Source organism: Paenibacillus sp. NN59, from assembly GCF_057597225.1.
Genome location: NZ_CP199678.1, coordinates 1,561,714 through 1,586,148, shown reverse-complemented (window position 1 = coordinate 1,586,148; position 24,435 = coordinate 1,561,714). Strand labels below are relative to the sequence as shown.

At 43.8% G+C, this 24,435-nt stretch carries 31 protein-coding genes; 2 read left to right on the top strand and 29 right to left on the bottom strand.

The window, feature by feature from the left end; all coding sequences use genetic code 11:
* Positions 1-8: 8 nt before the first annotated feature.
* From ACT89M_RS06935 to ACT89M_RS06905, 7 genes are all read right to left on the bottom strand, one after another.
* Positions 9-1,754 carry a clostripain-related cysteine peptidase gene (locus ACT89M_RS06935; RefSeq protein WP_308722528.1) on the bottom strand — a complete coding sequence of 582 codons (1,746 nt, stop codon included), beginning with the start codon at positions 1,752-1,754 and terminating at the stop codon, positions 9-11.
* Between the two features lie 639 nt (positions 1,755-2,393).
* Entirely contained in the window at positions 2,394-2,729 is a 336-nt protein-coding gene (locus ACT89M_RS06930) for a YolD-like family protein (RefSeq protein ID WP_487345143.1), read from the bottom strand.
* 13 nt (positions 2,730-2,742) lie between these two features.
* Positions 2,743-3,033, bottom strand: coding sequence for a hypothetical protein (locus ACT89M_RS06925; protein ID WP_487345142.1), 291 nt, complete (start codon positions 3,031-3,033; stop codon positions 2,743-2,745).
* Between the two features lie 5 nt (positions 3,034-3,038).
* Positions 3,039-3,239, bottom strand: a complete 201-nt coding sequence (locus ACT89M_RS06920) for a hypothetical protein (RefSeq protein ID WP_429351733.1) — start codon at positions 3,237-3,239, stop codon at positions 3,039-3,041.
* Between the two features lie 112 nt (positions 3,240-3,351).
* Positions 3,352-3,618, bottom strand: a complete 267-nt coding sequence (locus ACT89M_RS06915) for a hypothetical protein (protein WP_487345141.1) — start codon at positions 3,616-3,618, stop codon at positions 3,352-3,354.
* Between the two features lie 30 nt (positions 3,619-3,648).
* Positions 3,649-4,317, bottom strand: coding sequence for a hypothetical protein (locus tag ACT89M_RS06910; RefSeq protein ID WP_487345140.1), 669 nt, complete (start codon positions 4,315-4,317; stop codon positions 3,649-3,651).
* A 146-nt stretch (positions 4,318-4,463) separates the two neighbouring features.
* Entirely contained in the window at positions 4,464-4,679 is a 216-nt protein-coding gene (locus ACT89M_RS06905) for a helix-turn-helix domain-containing protein (protein ID WP_487345139.1), read from the bottom strand.
* A gap of 112 nt (positions 4,680-4,791) precedes the next feature.
* Between ACT89M_RS06905 and ACT89M_RS06900 the strand changes: the two genes are divergently transcribed.
* A complete protein-coding gene (locus tag ACT89M_RS06900; RefSeq protein WP_487345138.1) occupies positions 4,792-4,929 on the top strand; it encodes a hypothetical protein in 138 nt (45 codons plus the stop codon).
* A gap of 719 nt (positions 4,930-5,648) precedes the next feature.
* On the opposite strand, the gene ACT89M_RS06895 is transcribed toward ACT89M_RS06900, so the two are convergent.
* On the bottom strand, positions 5,649-6,320 hold the full coding sequence (locus ACT89M_RS06895; RefSeq protein WP_308722521.1) for a DUF3800 domain-containing protein: 672 nt from the start codon (positions 6,318-6,320) through the stop codon (positions 5,649-5,651).
* A gap of 308 nt (positions 6,321-6,628) precedes the next feature.
* On the opposite strand from ACT89M_RS06895, the gene ACT89M_RS06890 reads away from it, so the two are divergent.
* Positions 6,629-7,669, top strand: a complete 1,041-nt coding sequence (locus ACT89M_RS06890; protein WP_308722520.1) for a hypothetical protein — start codon at positions 6,629-6,631, stop codon at positions 7,667-7,669.
* A 305-nt stretch (positions 7,670-7,974) separates the two neighbouring features.
* Here ACT89M_RS06890 and ACT89M_RS06885 read toward each other — a convergent pair whose 3' ends face one another.
* The 21 genes from ACT89M_RS06885 to ACT89M_RS06785 form a co-directional block, all read right to left on the bottom strand.
* A complete protein-coding gene (locus ACT89M_RS06885; RefSeq protein WP_487345137.1) occupies positions 7,975-8,712 on the bottom strand; it encodes an N-acetylmuramoyl-L-alanine amidase in 738 nt (245 codons plus the stop codon).
* Positions 8,699-9,085, bottom strand: coding sequence for a phage holin family protein (locus tag ACT89M_RS06880; RefSeq protein ID WP_487345308.1), 387 nt, complete (start codon positions 9,083-9,085; stop codon positions 8,699-8,701). The genes ACT89M_RS06885 and ACT89M_RS06880 overlap by 14 nt, the downstream gene beginning before the upstream one ends.
* A 236-nt stretch (positions 9,086-9,321) precedes the next feature.
* Complete coding sequence (locus ACT89M_RS06875) at positions 9,322-11,139, bottom strand: pyocin knob domain-containing protein (protein ID WP_487345136.1); 1,818 nt, start codon at positions 11,137-11,139, stop codon at positions 9,322-9,324.
* The gene (locus ACT89M_RS06870; protein ID WP_487345135.1) at positions 11,139-11,420 is read right to left on the bottom strand and encodes a ketopantoate hydroxymethyltransferase; all 282 of its coding nucleotides are present in this window, start codon (positions 11,418-11,420) and stop codon (positions 11,139-11,141) included. The genes ACT89M_RS06875 and ACT89M_RS06870 overlap by 1 nt, the downstream gene beginning before the upstream one ends.
* Positions 11,420-12,001 carry a putative phage tail protein gene (locus ACT89M_RS06865; RefSeq protein ID WP_487345134.1) on the bottom strand — a complete coding sequence of 194 codons (582 nt, stop codon included), beginning with the start codon at positions 11,999-12,001 and terminating at the stop codon, positions 11,420-11,422. The genes ACT89M_RS06870 and ACT89M_RS06865 overlap by 1 nt, the downstream gene beginning before the upstream one ends.
* Entirely contained in the window at positions 11,994-13,079 is a 1,086-nt protein-coding gene (locus ACT89M_RS06860; protein WP_487345133.1) for a baseplate J/gp47 family protein, read from the bottom strand. Before ACT89M_RS06860 ends, ACT89M_RS06865 begins: the two co-directional genes overlap by 8 nt.
* On the bottom strand, positions 13,072-13,488 hold the full coding sequence (locus tag ACT89M_RS06855) for a DUF2634 domain-containing protein (RefSeq protein ID WP_487345132.1): 417 nt from the start codon (positions 13,486-13,488) through the stop codon (positions 13,072-13,074). The genes ACT89M_RS06860 and ACT89M_RS06855 overlap by 8 nt, the downstream gene beginning before the upstream one ends.
* Positions 13,472-13,870, bottom strand: coding sequence for a DUF2577 family protein (locus tag ACT89M_RS06850; protein ID WP_487345131.1), 399 nt, complete (start codon positions 13,868-13,870; stop codon positions 13,472-13,474). Before ACT89M_RS06850 ends, ACT89M_RS06855 begins: the two co-directional genes overlap by 17 nt.
* 6 nt (positions 13,871-13,876) lie before the next feature.
* Positions 13,877-15,040 (bottom strand): XkdQ/YqbQ family protein, encoded by a 1,164-nt coding sequence (locus ACT89M_RS06845; protein ID WP_487345130.1) that lies wholly within the window; start codon positions 15,038-15,040, stop codon positions 13,877-13,879.
* Entirely contained in the window at positions 15,037-15,684 is a 648-nt protein-coding gene (locus tag ACT89M_RS06840; RefSeq protein ID WP_487345129.1) for a LysM peptidoglycan-binding domain-containing protein, read from the bottom strand. The genes ACT89M_RS06845 and ACT89M_RS06840 overlap by 4 nt, the downstream gene beginning before the upstream one ends.
* On the bottom strand, positions 15,681-18,740 hold the full coding sequence (locus ACT89M_RS06835) for a phage tail tape measure protein (protein ID WP_487345128.1): 3,060 nt from the start codon (positions 18,738-18,740) through the stop codon (positions 15,681-15,683). The genes ACT89M_RS06840 and ACT89M_RS06835 overlap by 4 nt, the downstream gene beginning before the upstream one ends.
* A 211-nt stretch (positions 18,741-18,951) precedes the next feature.
* Positions 18,952-19,380 carry a phage tail assembly chaperone gene (locus ACT89M_RS06830; protein WP_487345127.1) on the bottom strand — a complete coding sequence of 143 codons (429 nt, stop codon included), beginning with the start codon at positions 19,378-19,380 and terminating at the stop codon, positions 18,952-18,954.
* Between the two features lie 33 nt (positions 19,381-19,413).
* Entirely contained in the window at positions 19,414-19,881 is a 468-nt protein-coding gene (locus ACT89M_RS06825) for a phage tail tube protein (RefSeq protein WP_487345126.1), read from the bottom strand.
* A gap of 3 nt (positions 19,882-19,884) precedes the next feature.
* Complete coding sequence (locus tag ACT89M_RS06820) at positions 19,885-21,210, bottom strand: phage tail sheath family protein (protein ID WP_487345125.1); 1,326 nt, start codon at positions 21,208-21,210, stop codon at positions 19,885-19,887.
* A 2-nt stretch (positions 21,211-21,212) separates the two neighbouring features.
* Positions 21,213-21,422 (bottom strand): hypothetical protein, encoded by a 210-nt coding sequence (locus ACT89M_RS06815; RefSeq protein WP_487345124.1) that lies wholly within the window; start codon positions 21,420-21,422, stop codon positions 21,213-21,215.
* A gap of 4 nt (positions 21,423-21,426) precedes the next feature.
* Positions 21,427-21,870: a phage tail terminator family protein gene (locus ACT89M_RS06810; protein WP_487345123.1), complete on the bottom strand. Its 444-nt coding sequence runs from the start codon at positions 21,868-21,870 to the stop codon at positions 21,427-21,429.
* Positions 21,867-22,415: an HK97 gp10 family phage protein gene (locus ACT89M_RS06805; protein WP_487345122.1), complete on the bottom strand. Its 549-nt coding sequence runs from the start codon at positions 22,413-22,415 to the stop codon at positions 21,867-21,869. Before ACT89M_RS06805 ends, ACT89M_RS06810 begins: the two co-directional genes overlap by 4 nt.
* Complete coding sequence (locus ACT89M_RS06800; RefSeq protein WP_487345121.1) at positions 22,412-22,756, bottom strand: DUF3599 family protein; 345 nt, start codon at positions 22,754-22,756, stop codon at positions 22,412-22,414. Before ACT89M_RS06800 ends, ACT89M_RS06805 begins: the two co-directional genes overlap by 4 nt.
* On the bottom strand, positions 22,753-23,139 hold the full coding sequence (gene yqbG, locus ACT89M_RS06795; RefSeq protein ID WP_487345120.1) for a protein YqbG: 387 nt from the start codon (positions 23,137-23,139) through the stop codon (positions 22,753-22,755). Before yqbG ends, ACT89M_RS06800 begins: the two co-directional genes overlap by 4 nt.
* A gap of 3 nt (positions 23,140-23,142) precedes the next feature.
* The gene (locus ACT89M_RS06790; protein ID WP_487345119.1) at positions 23,143-23,448 is read right to left on the bottom strand and encodes a hypothetical protein; all 306 of its coding nucleotides are present in this window, start codon (positions 23,446-23,448) and stop codon (positions 23,143-23,145) included.
* Between the two features lie 40 nt (positions 23,449-23,488).
* Complete coding sequence (locus ACT89M_RS06785) at positions 23,489-24,430, bottom strand: phage major capsid protein (protein WP_487345118.1); 942 nt, start codon at positions 24,428-24,430, stop codon at positions 23,489-23,491.
* Positions 24,431-24,435: the final 5 nt, after the last annotated feature.

The window sequence follows — 24,435 nt, the reverse complement described above, 5'->3', positions numbered from 1 at the left end:
GGCTCATTTTAGTTAAAAATAGATTCTAGATACTTTGAACTAAGACCGATGGCTTTTAGTTCTTCTTTCATTTCATTTGCATGTTCCATTTTTTTGTTAGGAACGTACATACCCACACCATTACGATTTTTAAAACCTGCTGAATTTTTCACTTCAAAGGCAAGTGCTTGAGCAGCAGCAGTAACTTCTGATGATTTACCCATTAGATCTATAAGATCATATTGATCAAATACCCCGTCGTTTTTGCCTAATAGATCAGAGTTTTTTGCAAGGTCTGTAAGCGAGAAATCAAATGCTGCATTTTCTATTGCATGAACCAATGATTCAGCCTGAGAAAGCTTCATCATTGACATTGTTGTCTGCATGCTAGATTCAATCCCGGAATGAAGGGTAAAGGAATCTAAAATTAAACGTCCTAATCTTTCCGAGCTAATTTGTGGGTTTCGCTCCATCGCACCGATCCATGTGGTATAGTACAATCCTGCAGCGGGGATTGAATCTTCAGAAGCGATGAGATACTTGCCATAGTTTCTAAGCGAATAGGCCGTTTCAACTGTGCCCATAAGACATGCATCAAAGACGATTAAGTCGAAATACATATCTGATGCATCAATCGCCTTCGAAAGCTCCGAAACCTTCATCGTTTTTCGTCCGTTTAGCTCGTCTGCACCAAAGCCACCCATTGTACCGTACCCGTGATCCCATAAAACAAGTATATAACGATCACTTGGTGCCACGGCTTTGCCCCAAACAAGAAAATCCCTTAGTGTTTTAGGGTCTGATGCGGCGGTTTGGATGCGGCTTGGATGCTTTTTAAGTCGTCCATCGCTAACTTCAAAGCGTTCGGATGCTCCATCCGTCATATATTTGTTGTGATATTTGAGCGTTCCACCTGTTTGAATCAGGATGTTCGTATTTTGGTTTGGCTGACCACGATATATTTCTTCCAAGTCATTGGTTAGTTGGCCTTGTTGTGATTCAAGATCAGAACCAATTGCATATATTAGAACCGTCGTTGAATTCAGTTTTTTATCCTTCTCCAAGATCAATCTTGCCTCGTTTAAACTTTGCGTTGTAAACACATTTTTCTCTCGAAGGATCTGACCATGTGTTGCAATTTGGTTTTTGGGTCTGGTGTTTAACACATAGCTACTTATTTTGGCAAGAGTTCCCCGATTGAATTCGACTTCTTTTGTAAGGTCTATTCCTAAAACGATTGAAGCGAAAGAAACCGCAGTTTCATATGTAAAGTCACCCTTTGTTTCTGAATATCCCAAAACTCTTAAAACCATTGCACTATATTGCTTTAGAGAACTTGGTTGGTTACCTCCGAAATGATGCTCATTGATTCCATTAACAATGCCATTGGCGTAGGCAAACGACACATAGGAACTTTCCCAACCCGTATCCTTAAATGGATTTTTGTTGGTGTTTTTCTGAACGTCTTCTTCCTTCCCCCACAGACGAAGCATCATCACCAGCGCTTCTGCTCTGGTAGGCACCCTCGAGAGTTCATAGCCATTCTCCGTTCCATTGAATAATCCCAAGTGGTTAAGCGCATCTGCATGGCTTGTATCTTGTGCCGATGCTGATGAAGTTGTTGCAAGAAATAAAAATAATAAAATGATTAAACTTCGGATATTTCTCATCACATTTCGACCTTTCAATCTGAAAATTTCCTTCTTAAAATATGAAAGATAAATACGCGGCTTGATAAAACCTAGAAAACATTGTTCTGTTCGTTGCTTTTGCATAGCTACTTTAGCCTATCATGGAGGATTAGCCCCGTGTGAAAGTTAAAGAAATCTTTAAGTTCGTACTTGCAACTCACTTCTGCAATCAGCGAAAGAGCCTGATCTCTAGAAGAACAGACTCTTACCCATATCAGAAATCCTATTCAATTAAGTGGAATCACAGAAGCTTAACCAGACGCCTGATGAACTACACATCACTTAATATTCTTAAGTTTATTTGTATCAGCACCCAACTGCACATTCATTATTCCAGTCATCCCTTGCGAGCATAACCCGTAGTATCGCTTATCATCATACAAAACAAAGGACCACTCTTAATAGATATTAAGAAGTGGTCCTTGTATTATTATAATTTGTTTAATGCTTTAAAGGTTTTTACACCTTTATTACATCATGCCGCCCGTTTTGTAATCACATTCATCTGCCTTCGTCTATATTTGTGTAGTGCCTTTTTATTTGATTTATAAAGATAAAACGTGTTTTAATATTCACCTATATTCCCTGTCGTTCGCAGAGATCGTTATTTTTGTGTGATTTTTTATGGTTGTGTTTTGAGTAGTTATCCTGGCAACTTGTGGTCGTTTACTCATAAACATTGTAACAAAAAGTGCCTCGGCCATAAAGAGCCAAGACACTTTATTACACGCTTGCTTTTATAATCTCTTCTATCTGAATCCAACTGTAGTCCTCATCACCACGTACAAGCTTGACTCTCCTGCTCTGCCTGTCAATTGTAGTGACTACCCCACGCATAACTTCATCATCAAAAGGATTAAACACCGTAAGCGTAACAGAGTGACGTTCCTGAAAGGATTCAAAGATTGCTTCCTCGATAAGTTGCATTTCTTGTTCGTCCAGGACTGGCTTGCCTCTTCTTTCCTGCAGACTCATTTCCCGAAGATATGCATCACGATGTTCCGGTAGAATTATGCGTGATCCTTCGAAAACTCCGTTCCCTGTCAATTTGCTTGCCACAGTTCATTCCCCCTCAATATTGTGTCCAGTAGTCCGTATTAGCGGGCTTAATCGTCTGTGGTGAGGCAGGAAGCTGTGGCTTCTCAGATTCCCGCTCCCAACCTTCCAGAATCACAATGTTGGCCGTATCAGACTTGTCATCCCATTGTATGTAATTTGAAGACACGAGAAAGTCCAAAGCAGCCATGACATCGGCTTTATTTTTACCCGTCTTGACTGTCAGCTCATGCACAGTGGGAAAACGGCGGCGGCCGCTCTTAAAGTTATACAAAATCCGAAGCACTTTGCGCTGGTAATCAGTCAATACGATTATGCCCCTTCCCCTGTTTTAATGGGTTGCCATGCCAGTAAACCCGATTCCTTAAATGTTCGTGGCTGACCAGACAACAAATCATCAGCTTTGATCATTCCGGACCGGATACTCTTGATCTGGATTCGGCGCTTCGTGATCTTCCCACTTTGATCCTCATATATGATCTCAACTAACCAACCCAAGTATTTTACTGGCATGTTCATCCCTCCAATAGTAAGAACATATGTTGTTTGTTATTATATGCGAATATACGTTCGTTATTCAATAGCAAAAAAACCCACCAGCAATCTAACGCTAGTGGGTTTAAACTTAATTAGTTCTTCTTCGTTTTTTGTTAATTCGTATTGATAATATCATTATTACAGTCAATAAAAGAACGATATTAATACTACTTGTATTAAAAGAATTTGTTACAAATACATTCATTGCCAACATTATAATTGCTACAGCCATGATTCCTGTTAAAACATACTCTTTTCTGATCTTGTCTCTTTTAAATATCAAACCTACGATAGTGACCAGTACAACAGCAGGAATTAAAAGAAAGAGTAGTATAGTTGCGTATGCAGCGCCCAAGATATCCCTCCTCTCTTTTAATATTCTACTTTATCCTTTATTTGTTGTCACTTCAAAGTAAGTTATTGGTAACCAATGAAGATTCAAGGTAACTCCTTTGCCAGCATTATTATGTGCCATCGAATTAGCAATCATAGTAGCACCAGCACCTTCAATTGCAGCGACAACACTCCCTATTTGACCACCCGGAATAAATGCAGATACCGCTGCGAGCATTGCTGCTACTTGCGATGTTTGCTGAAGTGAATAAATCATACTTTTTGTTTCTGCATTATCAAAAGTAATTGCAACTCCCCACCAGTAAGTATTGCTAAATACGAACGGGGTTACTACTTGACTTCCATGGGAAGAAACTTGATTGTTCAGTGCACTATTCAAATTTTGAACACCCTGAGCGAAATGATTGTAAACATCTTGTTCAACAACCTCTTGAGCAGCAGGATCAATGTGATATAAATTGTCTGAACCTTTGGTTATGTATGGTGCCATGGCTTCAATAGAATTCATGATTTTTGCTGAAAACTCATCTTTACCTATAACTAGCATCTTTTTGTTAATACTAGACTCACCTTTAGGTAGTTCGATCGTCGGAGATGTGGTTGCTGAAGTTGCTGAAGATGCAAATGCAACTGGAGCCAAAGATGAGATAGCCAACGCACTACACAATACAGCAGACAACATTTTTACCTTTTTGTTCAATTTTATTCCTCCTAGTATTAAATTATGTTACATATTGTATATTAAAGCAATTATATTAATCTATCAACCATTATTTTCTATTATATGTGAATATTTTGTTAATTATATATTTTGTTAACCTAATATAAAAAAAGGAACAATAGGAATTACTCCTGTTGTTCCTTTTGGTATTCAATCAATTGCGAGATATCGGTAAGTTCCAATGCCATCATAATTTTATTTAGATTTTCCCGCGACCAGGCTTTAGACTTATTCTCTGCCATATCAGATACAGTGTTCCATCTGATTCCTGTCATACTGCTGATTTGTCGAGGGTTAAGCCCTCTTTCATCCATAAGTTCATTCAACTTTAATCTAATCATTTCGTCTTCACCTCAAATACATCATACACATAAACATACATTAATTCAACGATTACCGTTGAAATTCAACGAATTTCGTTGTATCATATACATAAGGGGGTGAACAACAGCAATGAAAACATTGGATTGGGTCTTGCTCCTAACAGCTATCGCAAACATGACGACGGCCATCGTCAATATGCTAAGTACAACTGCTAAGAGCAAGGGAAACAAAAAAGGAACCAAACGACGCGCACCACGCAAACGTTAAAAGTTCCCGAGTAGGCGGCTTATACAGCGCCTGCTCACCCCAATCTTATCATAAACGGCAATTAAATTTCCACTAGGAGGGCTTAGGATGAACATCGCTATATGGACCATTGCTTTAGGTGGGCTAGTCATCTCGGTCATTGCTTTAATACTGTCGGTTAGAAATTTCAGAAAATAGCAGAAAGGTTGGATTGGGGAATGCAATTACCATGGAGATACAATGCTGCAGGAGACATCACATACATTTATGTGACTGGGGCAGATAAGTATTAGCAAGCGGTTCGGATCGTCAAACGATTACTGGGCCGCAAAGCTGCAGCTGAGCTGCGGACAAACAAAAGCCGAACACTTTGTGTGATCAAACTATATATGTAAACAAAAAAAGACACTGCCAGCGTAATGCCAGCAGTGTCTTTTTACCGATGCTATCGGATTTTTTGAATGACAGCTACCTTACATAGGGCTACCTAATAGGTCGCTTATGTGCTTAATGTTTGCACACCAACAATAAGGGTTTACACTGTCATAATAATAAATATATCCAAAAAGATTTAGATTAAATCAAGTTTATGTGTGGGTGATGTGGACGCAATGCCAAAGTATCGACTACCATACAGGCAGTTTATGTGCTATAAGAGTGACACGATGTCAATGGGCTTACTCGCTATCCACATCTTTATATTAACGTTCCAATTGAACTTTGTAAAGGCGAACACGGGATTAAAATTGACTAATTTTAAGCACTTTATCGGTGCCAAAATGCTGGTAAGGAAAGCGCACAGCATGTTCTATCCTTGGCTTAATTAAGTTGTAGTAATAGTCATATCCATATTCATAATTTGTATTTATTGCATTTGCTACAAAATCTGCAGCTTGTATAAGAACAGAATTTTGAGACTCAATATAGTTAACTTTTATTTTAACTGGGAATCCGCACTCATAATTCACTTTAATCTTTATATAATCCTCGAATGAATTTTCTGATCCAACTTTGATACTTCTTTTGTCTAAATTGATGGTAAGTTCTTTGAGGTTTTTTCTTTTACACATAGGGACAATGAGGAATTTCAACATAAAATTATAAAGTAAGTTTTCATCTTTAAGGAGTTCGGGCTTTACATATTGAAGATCTGCAACTATATATTTAATCTCGATGTCTTTGGAGGCAATTTTGCGTAGGATATAGTCTTTAATAATTTGGTTTGAGTCAGATGCTTTAATCTCTCTACTTTCTGAGAATCGTTCAAATTGTTTCTTTACATTGACAATCGATCTATTCATCACATTTTCCAGCGGCCTAAGATTACTACCAGCAACACAAGCTATAGTGAAATATCTTCCCTGAGTACCTAAATTTCCTGATTCATCAAAGTTAAGAATCACTTTTATCACCCACAACATTCTGATTTTTTTATACTATCTATCTCCAAATATTTAATTACATAAACTATAGAAAACAGTATACCAACAAAGCCATGATTTTCAAACATTAAACATAAAATAAGAACACAAATTCGTGTTTATAAATCAAAAAAAGCACCTCACCAGCTTGAAGCCAGTGAGGTGCTTTTACCGATTCTTTCGGATTTAGATGTATATTACCACGATATACCTAAACTATCAATTCTTTGTGAAACATTGTTGAGTGTTTCTCGTAATTCATATAAACTCTAATTATAGATATTTTAGGGGGTATCCTTTTGGAGAAGTTGACGCATTTTATAGAAGAAAATGAAATTCCCATTGTAATAATCCCTGAAGATAGAAAGTATTGGCTGGTAAGAACTCAAAGTGGAGAATTCTACGACGAATTTTTTCATGATGGGTTTATTGGAATAGGCTGGAATGAGTTTTCAGATATTGATAAATTTTTAAACACAGAAAAAGATGAGATGACCGGTCTGATCAGCATTACATATAAACCAGAAGATGAAGCAGAAAAACCACCCCAGCCTGGGAGAATATATGGACAAATCCATAGATTTTTATTTGAATTAAACATTAACGATATCGTTATGATCCCTTCAGGCAACTCCTCACATATTAGCTTTGGCATTATTGAGTCTGACACTTATATTGAAGAAGTCAGCGAAACGGGATTGGATATGGGACTATGTCCTTTTATTAAGCGACGAAAAGTGAACTGGATCAAAACGGTCCAAAGAGATAAGCTTGACCCGTATCTATACCGAATGATGCAGGCTCATCAAGCTATAAGCAATGCAAACGATTACGCGAACTATATTGACCGGACACTACATTCTTTCTATCTCAAAGGTGATAAAGCCCACTTTGTTGTGGACGTAAAACAGGAAAAACAAATACCAGCCGTTGACATGATAACTTATGTAAGTACATTACTAGATATCGTACCTTTGATCGAAAATCCCGAAAATCCAGAGACAACGTTTCAAAAAGAAGATGTAGATTTAAAATTAAATGTACAGTCACCAGGAATGATGGAGTTTATATCCCATTCCCCTTATGTAATGATGATTCTGGGAATGGTTGTAGTAGGTCTCGTTGGTGGATCATTTAAGTTTAAAAATACAAACGGGAAAAAAGAAAGTACAAATGAAGTCGAATTACAAAGCGAAGGTATTATCGAGAAGGTTTTCAAATACATCAAGCATAAAGATGAACACAAACTTAAAGAGATAAAACAACAACACACTATCTACAAAGATAAACTTAAAGCAGAATTACCAAAAGAATTAACAGAAAAACTCGATCAGTCATGATCGAGTTTTTTTATATGGGGAACCTATTTTAATAAACCTCAAGATGATAAATACACTTATGACTGAGAAAAATACAAATTTGATAGGTAGACCTTCTAATATAAGGTGATTAAGTATTTCCAACTGTCCCAGAGTCACATCTTGAAGTGCATATATGATTCCAAATAGTAACATGAAGGTACCTAATTTAGAGATAATATGAAGTATTTCATTTCTATCAACACTCACGATTAGGTACCTCCTTTTCTTATAATACTTACATTATGCACTTCTAGGGAACATTATACAATACAAAAATTTTCATTTTATCCCAGATCATTTATATATAGTGTAGCCGTTTTGCTCTTGTTATCCCACTTAATATCGGCACCGATTGACTCCCCGATTGCACACAAAGGTACAAACGTTTCCCCTTTGATCAACACACCATCTTTGATCCTCTTTCCATTTACAGTGACGGTCACCTTATCAGTAAGTTTGTCCTCCTTCACAAATTTACTTTGCAACCCTAGGTATGCAACAATACCCTGGATATGACCGTCAATGATCGCATCGATCACACTGGCCTGTTTCAAGCGATCAGCGTCGGACAAAACATCGATAAACAAATTCTCGGTCAGAACTGCCGGCATTTTGGATTCTCTGAGCATGTGCAGGTTTTTGGCTTTCATCCCCCGGTCGATGCCGCCCAGCTTAGCCATTGTTGCCTTGTGCAAAGCTTCCTGCAGCTTGATGCTACTTTGGGACGCAGACGTGTAACGGTATGACTCGAACCCACCCTTGCCACCGCCAGCGTTACAATGGATAGAAACTAGGATATCAGCACCTGCAGCGTTTGCTTTAGCCGTCCGCTCCCTAAGCTCCAAAAATACATCTGTTGATCTGGAGAGCAGCACCTGCACATCCTCATAGGTCGCCTCCAATCTTGCCTTGATGCCAAGTGACACCTTCAGCGCAATATCCTTCTCCTTGAGTCCATTGCCCACTGCTCCAGGATCTTTACCACCGTGTCCTGCATCGATCCAAACTTTACGCTGCACCATTTGTACCAGCTCCTTTATCGTTATCATTACCACCTTTACCCTTCAACACTTCCACCGCTTGGCGGATCACTGCCGGGATAGGTGCACCCATCTTTCCGCCATTTTCAGTAATGGATAGCAGCTCATTTGCGATATAAAAAAAGGCTACCGTATCCCTGAACAAATGGCCATCACCAAGAATGCCATCCACCAAGTGTCCCACCGCCACCATGGCAAAAATAAAGACCTTACGGGCGATCCCGATAAGGCCAATTTTGCTTTTCAATCCCCCGGTAGATCCGGCAGCCACCACTCCAGTTAAATAATCCAAAATTACAAATACAAGCAATACTCCCAGCACTCCGGACCAACCTCCAAACAAATAGGACAGCATCCAGCTGCCCACGGCCAAAGCCCATTTCCCCACATTCTCCACGTCATATCCCCGATCTATTTAATATATTGACTTTGTCCTTCTGAAACACAAAAAAACACGATCCCCGTTGTGGTCGTGTTAATCAAAAACTATTCCACGATTCTTATCACCCCTTTCAATGCCAGCATGACGAATATGAGTATGCGGTAAAAGCTTTCACGGCTCACAACGCCACACCCCTTTTTAATAAAAATCTACATTGACAATACCGTTACCGGATAATAGTTGTAAGTATGCGACTGAGCGCCTCCTTCCATATCCAGTACCCCCCCACGAAATTCCATAACAGCGTCAGTCCTGAATCCTGACGGCTTCGAAGACTGATAGTTTGTGTACGTTAAACTGGAAGACATACGTTGCGATTTAGCTATGCCCGATCTAATGTCCACCTGAGCAGAATGCAACCTGGCTGACCTATCGTCAGTTCCCACAAACGCCTCAGCGATAGGCCACATGCGACCTTCAATATCAACTAAAACGAGAGCAACCTTACGCCACCCCCCTGTTGTAGCGGTAATTACTAAGGGACTTTCCGTACTAGTCTGTATGGACAATACGCTAGTGTTAGCTGGAACCGTGAAAATGACTGGACCAAAAACCCCTACACCTGCGGGGATGTTCATAAATCCGCTGGTATAAACAGTATCAATCCTCCGGTAAACACCCTGCTGTATTGCGTTGATCTTTGCCGCCAGTTGCGCCCAAGTGTCGTTTATCGAAGCACTGCCACCCTTGGCGTTGATGGCGTTCACCACGCCCTGCTTCGCGTCAACGCCAGATTGCTTTACCGTCTTCATATCGTTTGCCAGTTGTGACAAATCGCCAGTGAAGTCATAAGGAACATCCTTGTTGCTTACGTTACGCAAGTTGAATCTAATGCGAGCAATACCTTTTGTTGTCCCTGCTGGCGCGTTAGATACAACGAGCCTCAATCTAACTTGGCTGACTAAAGGAGGGATTGTGATAGTCGTCCGTTTACGATGCCACCATTTTTGCGGGTCTGCCGCCAAAGTAAATAAAGTAGCGCCAGTAGATTCGTTTTTAACCTCAATCTGAATAATCGTGCTTGACGATGACCCTGAACTGTAAAACATAGCCTGCAAATCATACTGAGTGCCCGAATATACGTTAAATACTCCGGTGGTATCAAGCACGGCGTATTGTCCCGATGGCACGGCATCATTAATATAGAACATTCCAGTTACATCAGCGCTTGTGTTAGCTAAAAATGGATATCCGCCGACATTAGTCCAACCATCCAAACCAAATAACCCGGTCGAGTTCCACAGCAGGTTTGTTGTGGGGTTGTCGTTGGGGAGGATAACATCATCAGCATTGATTATACGTTTGAGGGTTGGTGTGAAAGCCACGTCAGCAGTAGATGTCACTGCGCCTGTGTCAAATTCATAAATCTCGACGTTCGTTGATCCACTTGTATAGAGCAGGAGAATCCCTCTCGCTCCAAAGTTTACGTGAGTGTTGGTGTATCTAAAAGTTCGGGGCGACCCGCTCGGGTCTAAGTAACAATTACTACCGTACAGAACCCCGCCCCCGGCGTCAGCAGAAAACGAACCCCACGTTTGATAATCAACTCTTCCTTTCAATGCGCCGCCATTACGCGATAAACTTGAGTTTTTGGCGTTTGACTCGGCTTGAGATACTTCCGCACTTGTCGGTACTTTCTTCCACGGTCCCCATCCAAAATAATAGTTTCTTTGGTACACTTCCATGTTATTCGGCTGGAACGTAGTCAAGGTTTGCGAAACTCCCGCATGCGGCTCAACTGTCAGATGGAATGCCTCTTCTGTCGGAGAATTAAGCAATGTTTCTACAGTAGCATTGGCGGGACAATAATATCCCCCCTCTGTCATGTAGGTATTAAGATCTGCTCCTGCAGGGATAACAATTGACTTCTTAATAAGTTCATCTTTCAGCGAATTAATTTCTTCGCCGATCTCGTTCAAATCAGGTGCTTTAAAAAAGTCTTCCATAGTCCAATCAGTTTTGGCCATTAATCCGTCACCTCTGTTATTTCAAAAGTTTCAAGCATCAAGTTATCTGACGTAATCGGCACGTTGACAGGTTTGGAACTTATTCGAATATTGTCTCCTTTGACCTCGATCAGCGTTACCAGAGACACGTCAGCCGCTGGGATCAAAAAATTGAGAGCTACTGTCGAACTAGTCACTTCTTTTACTATAAAATTGGTTATTTCATAAACCCCATTCAGCACAACCTTGGTTATTCGTGAATTCAGATAAACAGCCAAATCGTTCAAAATCTCTTGATCCATTACAGTGTCACCTCCGGCCCTAAATCCGCGAACGGCTTTTCGCCAAGCTTCCAGCTTCCGTCTAGCTTATAATTCCAGGACACGTCCCTTTTGACAGTCGTATGCTTGATGCCGATCCTGTGCCGCAGGGATGTATTTTGCTGGTAGGCCATATTGGCAGGCTTAACCGTTTGGATAGTGTGTTGTACCTCTTTAAATAGATTGGCATTCTCAATATTTGTAGTGACTATCAGTAAAAATTCGGCTGGATTAACTGAGACAACGGCCATCCCGGGGCCGATAAGTCGATCAAGCTGCGCCTGCAGCCAACGTTGTGTAAAAGGTGGCTTAGTAGACTGCCTGTTAATGATCCGTTTACGCCGAAAGTCCAGGGACTCTTTCGCAGGATCAGCCTGGATACGGAGCATTTTTTCACGGCGTCTGATTGCTTGTGCGCTGGCCGTCATGATGAACATGTCGTCACGCTGGCGCAAGATTCCTGCAGCAATGTTGTCCAACTCTATTTCTTGTGCCATCAGTAGAGCTGTCATCTGCTTGCTGTCGACATAATACGGCGGCAAATACTCTTGCAATCTACTCACTGAGCGTCACCGTCCCTAGTTGCGGCACTTGATCGACTGTCAGAGTGATGTTTGTTGCAGATCCATTGAGTCGTGTATTCATCACGTCCAACACGCCTGGGACGCCAAGTATGCGTGCTTCCAGTGGGGCTATACGCACCGTCAAAGGTGCATCATTTTCCCAACTCTGACGCAACGCAAGTAAATAGGAACTGATTGAATCTTCGATATCTTGCTGTACTTGTCCAACGGTTGTGTCAGCGGACAGTGTTAGTGTAGAACTGATGTTAATAGTCACCCAACTCAAACCAGTGATAGTTACGGTGTGACCGATTGGTGCTAACCCAAGTCCCTGCCCTGCAAAAGGCACAGGGTCAACCTGCTCCTGTAACTGCTCAATCAGTGCGGCTGAAGGCGGTACATGCCCCGTTGCCATAATGGTAGCTTTTACTGAGCCGCCACCTTGCCAAACCGGAGTGATCCGCACGGCTCCGACACCATCCAACGCTCGAATCATTTGCCGGTAGTCAGCAACGTTCCCCCCAAATGGCTGTTCATTTATTTCAACAAAAAACCGTTCCCGGAGCTGATCGTCCGTTTCTTCATCTTCTCCAGGTACCAGGATGTCGCTTAACATTGCTGTTGCCAAATCGTTGATGTATTCCATAGGAAGCAGTGCACCGAATGGGGCATTCCCCAAGACTCCTGCAGTTTCAGAAGCCATTTTGTACACGCCTTGTGAAACTCTCTCAGTGACTGAATAATTCAAATCCTCAATAAAAAAACGGCTTCCGATAGCCACATCGATTCCTGCTCCATTGGAATCAAGGAACGTGCCTTTTCGAACTGAGAACGTTGCTTGCTTTCGATTTACACCCCATTGAGCTGTGCCCCGGGTAAGGTATTCATCTGTGGCTGTATCTACATTGTATAAGTCATCACCTGCAGATAAATCGATATAAGCTTGAGTTAATTCGGCAGCTGCAGGCGCTAAAGCATCATATATAATACTGCCTGGTCGTTTATCAATGTCATCCGGTACCCGGTCCAACATTCGTTGAAGGATGGCTTCATATTCGTATTCCTCTGTGTTATACACTACCCACCACCTCCGTCATGCGCAGATCTCCCTCAATCGTTACAACCGTGAATGAAACCGTCGCACTGTCACCCTGTTGCTCGATATCGAAGTCCCGCACCTCACTGATCCGTTCGTCGTAGATCAATGCTTCGGTGATAACTCGTGGTAGTTCGGATGCAACAAAGGCTGTGCTCGATCCCAATCCAACCACCGTATCCGACTCTGCCCCATAACTGTCCGGATAAATGACGTGTTCAAAGCGTATCGTCCGGATTGCCTTAATTACAAATTGCTTCATGGTCGTCAAGCCATCTATAGGCCTCCCAATCTCTCCAGTTGCTGGATCGAACGAATACGTCCTAGTCGGCTGGATCTCAGACGTAAACAGGTCAGGTACTTGGATATTTAAATCAGGAGTCAGCGCCATATTTCACCAACCTTTCCGCGATGTAAAAGGACTGGCCGCCCTGATAGCTCATGACTAATACCCTATCTCCAGCCTTCAGTTCGTCCAGGAACATGACTGTGCCTGAACAAATACCGGAACCTTTTAACTTGCCGTTCCCTGAATACTCGTCGGTTTGAATCGTGCCATCAATTTCAAAATCACCTTCGATTTCTACGTCACGAGTGTAAGATGTGAGACGTTCTGAGACAGACAACATTTCTGCAGGTATCGGATTTTTCGTGTCCAATCCAATTTGAATGCTTAATGCAGGTGGAGGGGTCAGAACGACAGCGTTAAGCAGCTTCACCGGCCCTGCCGCTTCTATAGCAGCTACAGCAGCCTGTTTGATAACATCCAACATAACTCATCACCCCAATATTTCTTTGCGGAGTTGTTCCGCAAACTCCTTGTCCTCGTCCTTTTTCGACTTTTTCGACTTTTTCTTGCCATCTTTCTTTTTCGACTTATCCTTATCGGCATCGCTTTCCTCGGGTTGGACTGTCGCATCAATATCAGGCAGATCATCTGTTTTGGTCAACGTCAGCGACATCATATGTTCGTTTCCACTAAAGGAATGGCTGTCCTCATCAACATAAAAAGCCCGGCTTACGCCGAGCTCTTTTGCTATCACATATACTGCAGATCCAGAGATCACAGGGGCAATACCGAGCGCATCGATACTAAAGGTCTCGCCTATCTTTCCTTTCTCCATCATCATGGCGGTAGCTCTTTGCATCAGCTGTGCTTTGTTCAAGTTGTCCGAAACCTCTTCGTAATACTGGATCGTGCCATAACGTTTTTTGGTAGTCGGGCTATCTACCTTAACGGTATGTGTTGTAATGACCTTTTTCTTGGCCGTAACTTCCTTCTTTCCCTTTTTAACTTTCGTGGTGATCTCTGCCGTGGATGTACCTGTTAATTTAACCTGAGTATACATATCTTCGATCGACTGAGAAAATGAATAGTCCACCAAATTCACCCCGTCTTCGATCACCCATTTACGTGCGAGATCCACACGCTTAGTCAGGTGCAGTTTCCCCTTGTCAGAATACAGATAGTATCTGACCCGGGTATGCTTGTACGTCAGCGATATGGCCGTCAGGATCATATCAAAAAGGGTGCCCTGCAAGATGCGGGTAAGCTTATGGGGTGTGTCTGCAATCTTGCCTATCGGGATACCGAAATCAGCACAAATACGCCGGACGATCTCGCCCAGCGTTTTCCCTGTGAAAACATATTTGTCTTCGGACTTAGTAAGGTACACCAAATCGTCATATGCCGTGAGGGATAGACTTCCGTTTTTGGTGCGTTCCTTCGTAAACACCGTCCCCCTGAACAACTCTTCGCCTTTCCACTTGAACAGGAGTTGGTCACCCACATCCACCGGTTGCTTACGATGCATTCCCCTGGTTGTTGATAATACAGTAGCAACAAGAGTCCGGGGAGCTCTGAGTTTTTGGCCAGACCATTGCACATCTTGCACCGGCAGTTCATATGTCCCATCGCTTCGAACCACGTATAAATCCATCATTTCAGTTTGATCACCTGCCCAGCCTTCAAAGCATATGGCGCCTTGATCTTGTTAAGTTCAGCAAGCTTCTGCCAAGTTGTATTATTGGCCTTCGCGATCTTCCACAAGCTATCCCCGGTTTTTACCTTATAGCTGGCCGGAGTCGTCTTTGTGCTGGGACGAGTAGCAGTGCTACTGGTTGTGAATTTCTTACTTCCATTACTAGACGTCTTGGTCGTGTCCAGTTTACGAATTGTGACAAACTTGTATTCGCGGAGCGACAAATCATAGTAAAATGTTTCAACGTCGCCGCCCTCTTCCCGGTATACAAAGTCCTCAACCGTTGCAGCGAAATTCCAAGGGGTTCCGCTCACGAGAAAGCGAATTGGTTTGTCTGATGCCTTCCACTTTTCGATCATGGCCACTGCTTGTTTAGGATTAGGAATGTCCTCATATTCGCAATACGGCCCCCATGTCGCAGGAAATAAACTGCTAAACTCAAACGTCTTGAGAACCGGATCATTAATTATTGCCACCTCACCGATCCCCGACACATCCAACGTCGTCGTTTGACTGCCATTACCGATGGTGATATCTGGAGGGTTGACTGGGAGGCGCAACCGCTCAGCATTGTTGTTCCAAGATAGCCAGATTTCACGACTCAAACGAATTGCACCCCCTGTGCTCCAAGATTAAGTTCCTCCTGTAAGGCCTTTTTGATGACACGTACAACTTTTTTGGCATCCATGTCATTGGAGTAGTGGTTGTCACCTGTGACATTAATGTTGATTGGAGCTGATACAGGAGCCGATGTTGCTGATCCTCCAGATGCCGCCATCCCTCGGATCAGTTCCGCTTCTTCTCGTGGCAGGACGGTTTCACCCTTGTGAAGATTTGCTTTGTAGTTATCGTAAGGGATGTTTGAGATCCCATTTGAATGACTCGTAAAATAGTTTTCTGCAATATTAGGTAAACCTGCATCTCGTGCAACTTGTGCGACTTTCTTGTTGTTATTACGCATTTCTTGGGTTTCGATAAGTCCTATTTCCTTTATCTTGAACCCATAGTCTCCACCCTCCAATACACCTGGAATATCAGGGATAGGTATACTGATTTTATTAAGTTGCTCAATCATCCAGTTAACCCTCTTTAAGATCCAATTCACTCCATTTGCAACAATATCTTTTGCTCCATCCCAAACATCAACAAGTATTTTTTTAATTACGTCCCAGTTCTTCCATGCTTCCCACAGGACACCAAGCGCAGTTACCACCCATCCAATCACAGGCAAAAACCGAACAAACACACCGATTACTCGACCAATCCAAGGTATAAATGGCTTAGCCCATTTGAGAACCTTGATGAATCCCTTGCCAAGCCATAGTAAGGCGCTTCCTACCCATTTCAAAACACTCCATAAGACTTTGAGCACTTTCCAAAATCCTTTGAAAAAGGGTATGCCCGCTTGGATAACTTTGAATCCTTTAGCTGCACCATAGACAAACAAAAATGCAATTCCTACCCCTTTTAAGATGGGTAATAAGGTATCCCAATTCTCAATCACCCATTGAATGCCCTTAGATAATCCATTAGCAAGTTCTCCTGATAATTTGGACACACTCTTGGTAAAACTGGCTATAGATTTCTGGCCTTCTGGTGAGGAAGCCCATTTGTTCAATTCAATGAATGCCGGAGTAACTGCGGTAATCACTGCCTGCCCTATCGTCTTGAGCGTTTTGCCCAAGGTGCGACTTGCATTATTGATCGGGGTCATGGGATTGTTTTCCCGCATGGAGTTGAATTGTTTCTCCAGTTCCTTCGTTGCTTCGATAGGGTCATTGATTGCACGAGCTGCGGCAAGGACTGGCTCCTTAATGTCCTCGTATTTGGTACCAAGCAACTCAGTTGCGTAAAGGGCACGTTGGGCTTCACTCGGGATTTTGGACAAAGCTGTGGCAAACTCAAACATTACTTTTTCTCCGGACAACGTGCCGGCATCCATTGCTTTATAGAGTTCCTTGGTACGAGATTTTCCTAGTACCTTAGCCATGGCCGTAATCTGGTTGTCGGTCAGTTCGTTGCGGCGAATGTTAAATTCACGGAACATATCAGCGGGTTCATCGAAGTTCCGACCACCCGCCTGGACAGCGGCAACAAATGCAGATCCCACTTGTCCCATATTGAGTTTCAAGTCCTTGAAGGTTGAACTGTACTCATTAATCGTATCCAGGTAATCATCGTACTGATCGCCAGCGTTTTTGATGACATAAGCAGACACATCGCCAATCTCACTCATGCTGCCGAGTTGATTTTTATACGCCGATGCAAAAGCACGGTCAACCTCAGGTATGTCCTTACCATACAACTGTGCAAACATGGCTGAAGTACGGGCAGCCTCCTGGAGCGCCTTGCCCTGCAGGCTTGTTTGCTGTGCAAAATCTACAAGAGATTGAGCAACTCCCGAACGTTCAGTGCCGATGTTTTCACCGTAATAAATCTGATCGGTCATGCTTGTAACTTGCGGTTGGCTGATACCGCTGATAGCCGATGCTCTAGCATCCGTTTCGAACGCCGATGCCCCTTGTGCAAGTATCGCCGTACCACCGACTGCAGCACCCAAACTTAGCATCCGATTTTGGATACCACCTGCCGCACTCTCGATCCGAGCAATAGCACGAGTCGCTAAGTCTTTGACTTTGACAACAATCGTTGCAGTTATCGCCCCTACACGTAAAGCTAATGCTCGTAACTTTGTAAGTCCACGCAGAGCCAAATCACGGACTCGCGTTTGCATTGTAATTCTCATGCTATTGAGTCTTATGCCAAGTGCTCGTAAACGGGTAAGACCGCGTGTTGCTGCATCACGTAAACGTGTACGAAGGGTTGCCGTATATGATCCGAGTGCTGTTGCAAGAGATCGGATACGAGTTAACCCGCGTGTCGCCAAGTCACGCAATTTGGTACGAACAATTATGGCACTGGATTTAATAGCATCGCCCAATCGTTTGATACGCATCAAACCACGAGTCGTCATATCCCTCAAGTGCGTTCTTACAACAGCAATCCGACCACGGAGGTAGGCCATATTAGCTCTGATGCGTATCAAACTTGCGGTTGCTCCGTCACGCAACTTTGTCCGCACAACTGCAACCAAGTGGCCGATTTTTGGTACTAGCGTTGACAATCGGCTCAAACCTCGTGTAGCCATATCTTTAAGCTTCGTTCGCACAGTAGCCGTTTTACCTTGGAGATAGGCCAAAGTTGCCCGGATTCGCACAAGGCTGGCTGAAGCACTGTCTCTGATAACAGTCCGAACTACCGCGACCTTGTGGCTAATCTGGGGTATTCGTTCGGCCAATTTATTGAGTGCCTTACTTGCCCAATCTCTCACACGGGCAGTTACGGTCACAGGCCTACGAGCTACATCTTCAGCTAATCGTCTGAGACGTTGCAAAGCTTTACTCGCATGATCCTTGATTGCTGTTCGGATAACTGTGGCACGCTGATTCAAGTAGTTTTGTAGACCTCTGATGCGATGTAGTCCCCTTGAAGCTGTATCGCGTAGCCGTGCTGTGATAATCGCCCTGGTACGTGACAATGACTCTATACGTTGTTGTACCTGGTTAATAGTGTTCCTTAACCGGCTCATATTCCCGCCTATACGATTGATGCGATTACTCAAACGATCTCTTATATCAAACAGTGCAGTTAAAGTTGCCATGGCACGCCCTCCTTCCTACGCAAAAAAAGGAGCCGCTTGGCTCCTCACTTGTTATTCTTGCGTGCTTTTTCTTCATCAGTAAGAAACTGTTCGATAGATCCATAGATATAAGCCCGATGGTACGAGTCCATTGCCCACAAGTCCTGCGGCAAAATGTGTAGCTTGTGCAAAGCATAATGGGCATAAACAGCATCTCGGTCACCGGACTTGATTAGTTTTTTACTTCATCGATTAGGTCGTCTTCCGATTCGTCAAACCCGTTAATCCGGTTGGCGGCCTGCAGCCATTCCATATACTCGCCACCTACGGACAAGACTGATCGAGCAACATCTACTGGATCAGTCAGACCATAAGATTTGAGCAATTCGGCATCTCTAAAGTCAGGATACATCGTAGATTCGATGGCGATCCGGAGGGAGAACCGTTTACTATCCAGCTTTTCACCGACCTTCTTACCTTTTTTGATCTCTGGCTTGGTGCATTCTGCTTCAAGTTCATCAATGCGTTTGGTGGACAAAGGTTTCATGACGAAAGGAATTGGTTCTCCCTTTTCATCTTTGTATCGCCGAGTGATAATCACCTCTTCTTCTTTGACCTCTGCAGCCTTACCCTTCATGAAAAACGCCATGTTTTTACTCATATCAATAATCGCTCCGCTTCTAAATTAATTTTTTTACCCCAATGTCGGGGCGCTAAATGTATTAGGCATGTCCACATCGTCAAACGTAAAGCTGACCTCTTCGTCCAACGCATCGGCCTCGGTATCCAATTTGGCAATAACAACGCTGTCCAGGTTAACCCCTTTGAGCACAACTGTTTGCTCACCGATGCTGGAAGTTGGATCTTCATTTGTGATCTGAATATCAAAGTACGTATCGACACCATCTTTAATGTATTGCAGCATCAGTTCACGGAAACGGGATGTTGTGTAATAAATCGTCATTGTCCCCGAACCGGACCAACCAGTTGCTTTATGTTGTACACCGCGGCGTCCCAAAGTTTTAATCTCTGCTTTCTGTTTCTCAACAGAAGCTTCGAGAGTCTTTACATAAAACATCTCTTCAGCTACCCCGTTAATGGTTGCGAATGCGCGGCCTTCTTGACCGGAAATGGCGTCTTGCGCCTTCAAGTATCCTGGCATTGGTTACTTCACCTTCACTCTCATGTAAATTTTCTCAATGGAATCGACAGGCTGGATACTCATTTCCACGAATATTGATTCCCTAGCCTCACCAGCTACGACAGACACATCAGTTTGGCTGTTAAAGTTTTGGATTGCCCCGAATCCCTGATAGCTATTTGCGATGTTGGTCAGGGCAGACCGGAACAAGTTGCGACCATCAGTGGAATTATCCGTTTTTCCAATATGATACTGTTCAAAAGTATCCTTACAGTCATTCGCCAAACCATCCAGTACCCGGATAACCCGGTTCTTGGATCGTTCAGCACCTTTGGTCAGGGTGTACGTTCGGAACGTGTTAATATCCTGTTCCACAATGGCACGTCCCCGGCTTGCCGTGAACAAAAATTCACCAGCTAGCAAAGCTGCCTCAATCTGTGAATTGGTGTACTTGACGTCCACGTCCACAGCATCATCATACGCTGTATAAGTCAGAGACTGACTAACAGACGCACCTGCGGTTGCACCGGCAACCCATGCGACCGCCTTAATACGATCAACAACAGTTTGATCAGACAGGATAACACCGTTTTTGACGCTGATCACTCCTTCATAATCCGCTGTCGGATAGTTGGACATGACCGCCTGGATCTTCTTGCCCTCATCTTCACGCTGGCGTTTGATAAATGCGGTATACAATGCTTTGAGAGTCGTATCATCGGCCATCAGACCGACCGTGTTAAACTCTGTGACCTCCAGCAATTCCAAATAAGCGGTATGGTCAGCGTTTGTTACTGCACCATCAGTACCGCTCGTAAGCGGCACACCTGCAGAAGCGGCAAGTGTCTTATCCGTGCCAGTAGAACCAAAGACAACCCAATCATTATTAGCAAGTGCATCGATGTTAGAAACTGTTTGTTTGTCCTGCTCAGTTCCTGCAACCAATGTGTGTACGTCAAATTTGGTTACATCGTCGATATTGGTTGTAATGACAATAGTGATGTCGTTACCTCGCACCCCGCCATGCTTGGCCGTAATAACCAGATTGCCGCTTGTTGCTGTTGCTTTAACGCCCGTATTCAAACGATACAGCAACAACTTCTGCGCACGTTTCAGCGCTTCTCGCACGGGTAACATCTCAACCGCTGTGATGTCATAACCCAGCACATCAAACGGATCAGCCCCGGCTTCAACTGTAATCAATTGTTTTGTTGGTCCCCAACTGAGCGGCATTGCCATAGTAACAGTACCCCGCTCGCCAAGAGTAGTTGTTGCTGTGCCCTGGGATTCAAAATTCATATATACGCCTGGGCGCACCTTGTTTTGTCTTGTCCAAATTCCTCCGGCCATGATTAGCGCACCTCCCTTGATTTAAATGCATTCATTTGTCGTTGTACTTCATCGTGCGTGTACGTCTGGCCATCCTGTAGCACTGCGACAAGCACATCCTTTTCCGCATTTGTGAAACGAGCGGACTGCAGGAACTGCTCTTTCCCAAAACGCGGTTCTTCAGGTGTAACCTTGGCCGCTTTTGTAATACGTTCTTCTTTTGCTTCGCTCACAATATCACCGCCTGATTCCTTGATTTAAATACAAAGAGCCCATCTTGTCGTAATCCACCCGGTTGTACCGATACCGGGATGTCCACGTAAAAGTGAGCTGTGCAACGCCTTCATCTATAATGCGAGAATCCATTTTACGGATTCGCATGTATTTCCCCGTATCGCGGCCATCCTCGTCAATAACAGGGATGACCATACGGGAATGTCTTATGGTCTGGGCAATTTGTTCAGCAGCGTCAGCCGCTTGTTCGTCCTTCTTGGTAAACACTTTAACAGCGAGTGAGTAATCCACCCTGTACGAACTGATGGAGCTGGGAGCGTCCGCCATAATGGGTTGAGGGAAATACATAGATGGAAGAACAAAATCCTGCGGCATGCGATCCGTATAGATCTGGACGGGATGAATCTTATAACATGCTGACATGATCGATCCAACGTCACTGTTCACCGCGGTCTACCTCCCCGCCTGATGGCGCGCCGACCTCTCGGTAAAGTATCAAGCCATTCTTGCAGACGACGTTCAAGAGATTGCTCAAACAAGCGCTCAAAGATCATCAAGGCCGTATCCCAATAGCGAGTACCGTCTACCCATTGACGTCTAAGCATCATGCCTGTACTTGCTCCAGAATCATATTCAAACTTGTCACCACGCCAACGTCCCGGTACCCAACGTTGTTCAACGCCTTCCTTGGTTGTCCAATGGCCGTCATTAACGAATTGTGCATACTCCAGATTGGTACCGACTTCGAGACGTAGGCCGCCTGCAGACGTAGACCAGACGTTATCGCCATCGCCCCTATCAAAGCTGTTCAGCAAACGTCGCGTGTCGACCGTCTTCGTCCGGATAATCTCATCCTGGATAAGCTCCAGAAACTCAAACCCCATCGCTTCCAGCCAAAGGGCATATTCTCGCTGTAGACCACCGTTTGCCGCTTGGTCTAAACCTCGGATTAATTCATCCAGCCCACGGATCTCCGCACGGTTACTGCTCATAGATTGCCCCTCCTTGTTGCCGTGACTTCCCAGTGGTGGCCCTGGAGATTGCGGGGAACCTGCAACGTCAGCTCCACACCATTCCATACCACTTTGTCATTTACCCGGACGTCAACATCCGGGAGAAAGTGAACAAGGAAGGAATGCAGGATCTCGTTGTTCGGCTCAGCCTGATTGATGGTTTGTCCCTTCTCAACGAACCAACATGGCACGTCAGCTGCGTCCGGTACCGATCCATATTTAAGTTCAGCTGCGACCGGTACACCGAAACGTCCAGGTCCTGCGCTTGACTGCATATGGTAAATGTCACATCGATCCCTCAGCATATCTTCATAACTCATAGCAGCCTCATCCTCATTTTGACGTTACCCTGCACCGGCTGCGTCTTGAATTTACGCAGCATAGCCAGGATGGACGCCTTACTGATTATCTGGCCGTTGTCCAAAGTGTAAGAGTAACCGCCGATGCTCTCAGACTTAATTCCCTTAGCAATCGACTCATCCCCATTAATCAAGGCGTAATACTGCCCCAACTGGACAAGAGCAAGCCGGGCTTCTGGCGGCAGAACGGGGTAAAGGATCGGATCACTGAAATTGTGACCGACCTCTTCAAACACTTCCGTTTCTGCCTGCAGGATGTCCATCTCAAGCAAATGCGACGCCCGTGCCTTGACCTTCTTGAACACCGTGTAATCAATGATTTCCTGCGGTGTAATCAATGCCATAGGCTATTCCTTGCGGACAGAGAACAACGCATTATTGGCAAGACGTGAATACAAACTCTCCGTTACCGCTTTTTCCTCATCCACCTTGAAGACGACACCACCCACATCAAATGTCTTTCCCCGAACAAGAGTCGCAAAATATTGAGAGTCGTTCTTCGTGGTTACAGAATCGCCTGCTGTTTTATCAGATGTTTTATTTTCGTTTTTTTCAGCCTGACCTTCAAGTTCAAGGGACGCTTGTTCGGCGGAAGTTCCTTGACTATTCTGATCCTCAGTATCTTTCACTGTATTGTTTTTAGCTCCTGCCATGATTGATTGCCATCCTTTCAGATTTAAGTTGAACTTCAAACTAAGCTTTGATGTGAATGATCTTAACTGTTGCGTCTTCTTCTTCCAACTGAACATCGATTTTAGCCGTTAGAACGATGATGAATACACGACGAGTAATGTCCTTGTCTACTTCAATCTGGAGTTTACGGTTCATACCCACAACAATATTTTTGGGATGTGTAAGAATTGCATCGGTCACATCGGAATAAGCAACTGGTGAAGTGACATTGTACGGTTGCAACATAGCAATTCCGTTAACAGGAACACCATACGCGTTTACCAGGCGACCCCCATCCAAACTTTGATCACCACCGGATGTTTGACGAGAAGCGACACTGTCCCTCCAATCAAGTTCAACTCCGGTGTTTGTGTAGTACCTCCATTCCGCAGGATTACGCAGGTACTGGTTAGGAACTGCTTTGATTCCTCGTTTGAAGATTTCTTTAACAATTGCGTCCCCTTCAGCGTCGACGATATGAGAAGTCACTTTCTTACGCACACCATCAATCAAAGCAAGATACTCATCGGCTGAATCGGTATCTCCGTTGATGATCAGTTCCTCCAAATCGAGCGCTGCACGGTCGGCCAACAGGTTCATAATAGTCGTCCGAATATTATCGCCTTCGATGTTGTTCTCAATGGTGTCGTAAGAAATGTTGATCTCGGCAATAACTTCCTCCGTGTTCAACTTAATAGTACCTGTGGTCGGTTTGGTACGTTGTCCCTCGGTGAGCGCAGTACCTTCAACACCTGGACGCAAAATACGTTGACCAAAACCAATTTTTTCGATTTTTTGACTATCAGAGGTCATCGGAACAGTACGAGCTGAATTAAGAATTGTCGGTGCCGCGATCATTCGACGGAAAAAAGTGTTGAATTGTTGTTCATTCATGCGACCGCCTGACGCGAGATCCGCAAGGGTCATAGTTGCTTTTTCAATGATTGCTCTGTTGCTTGGCATAATAA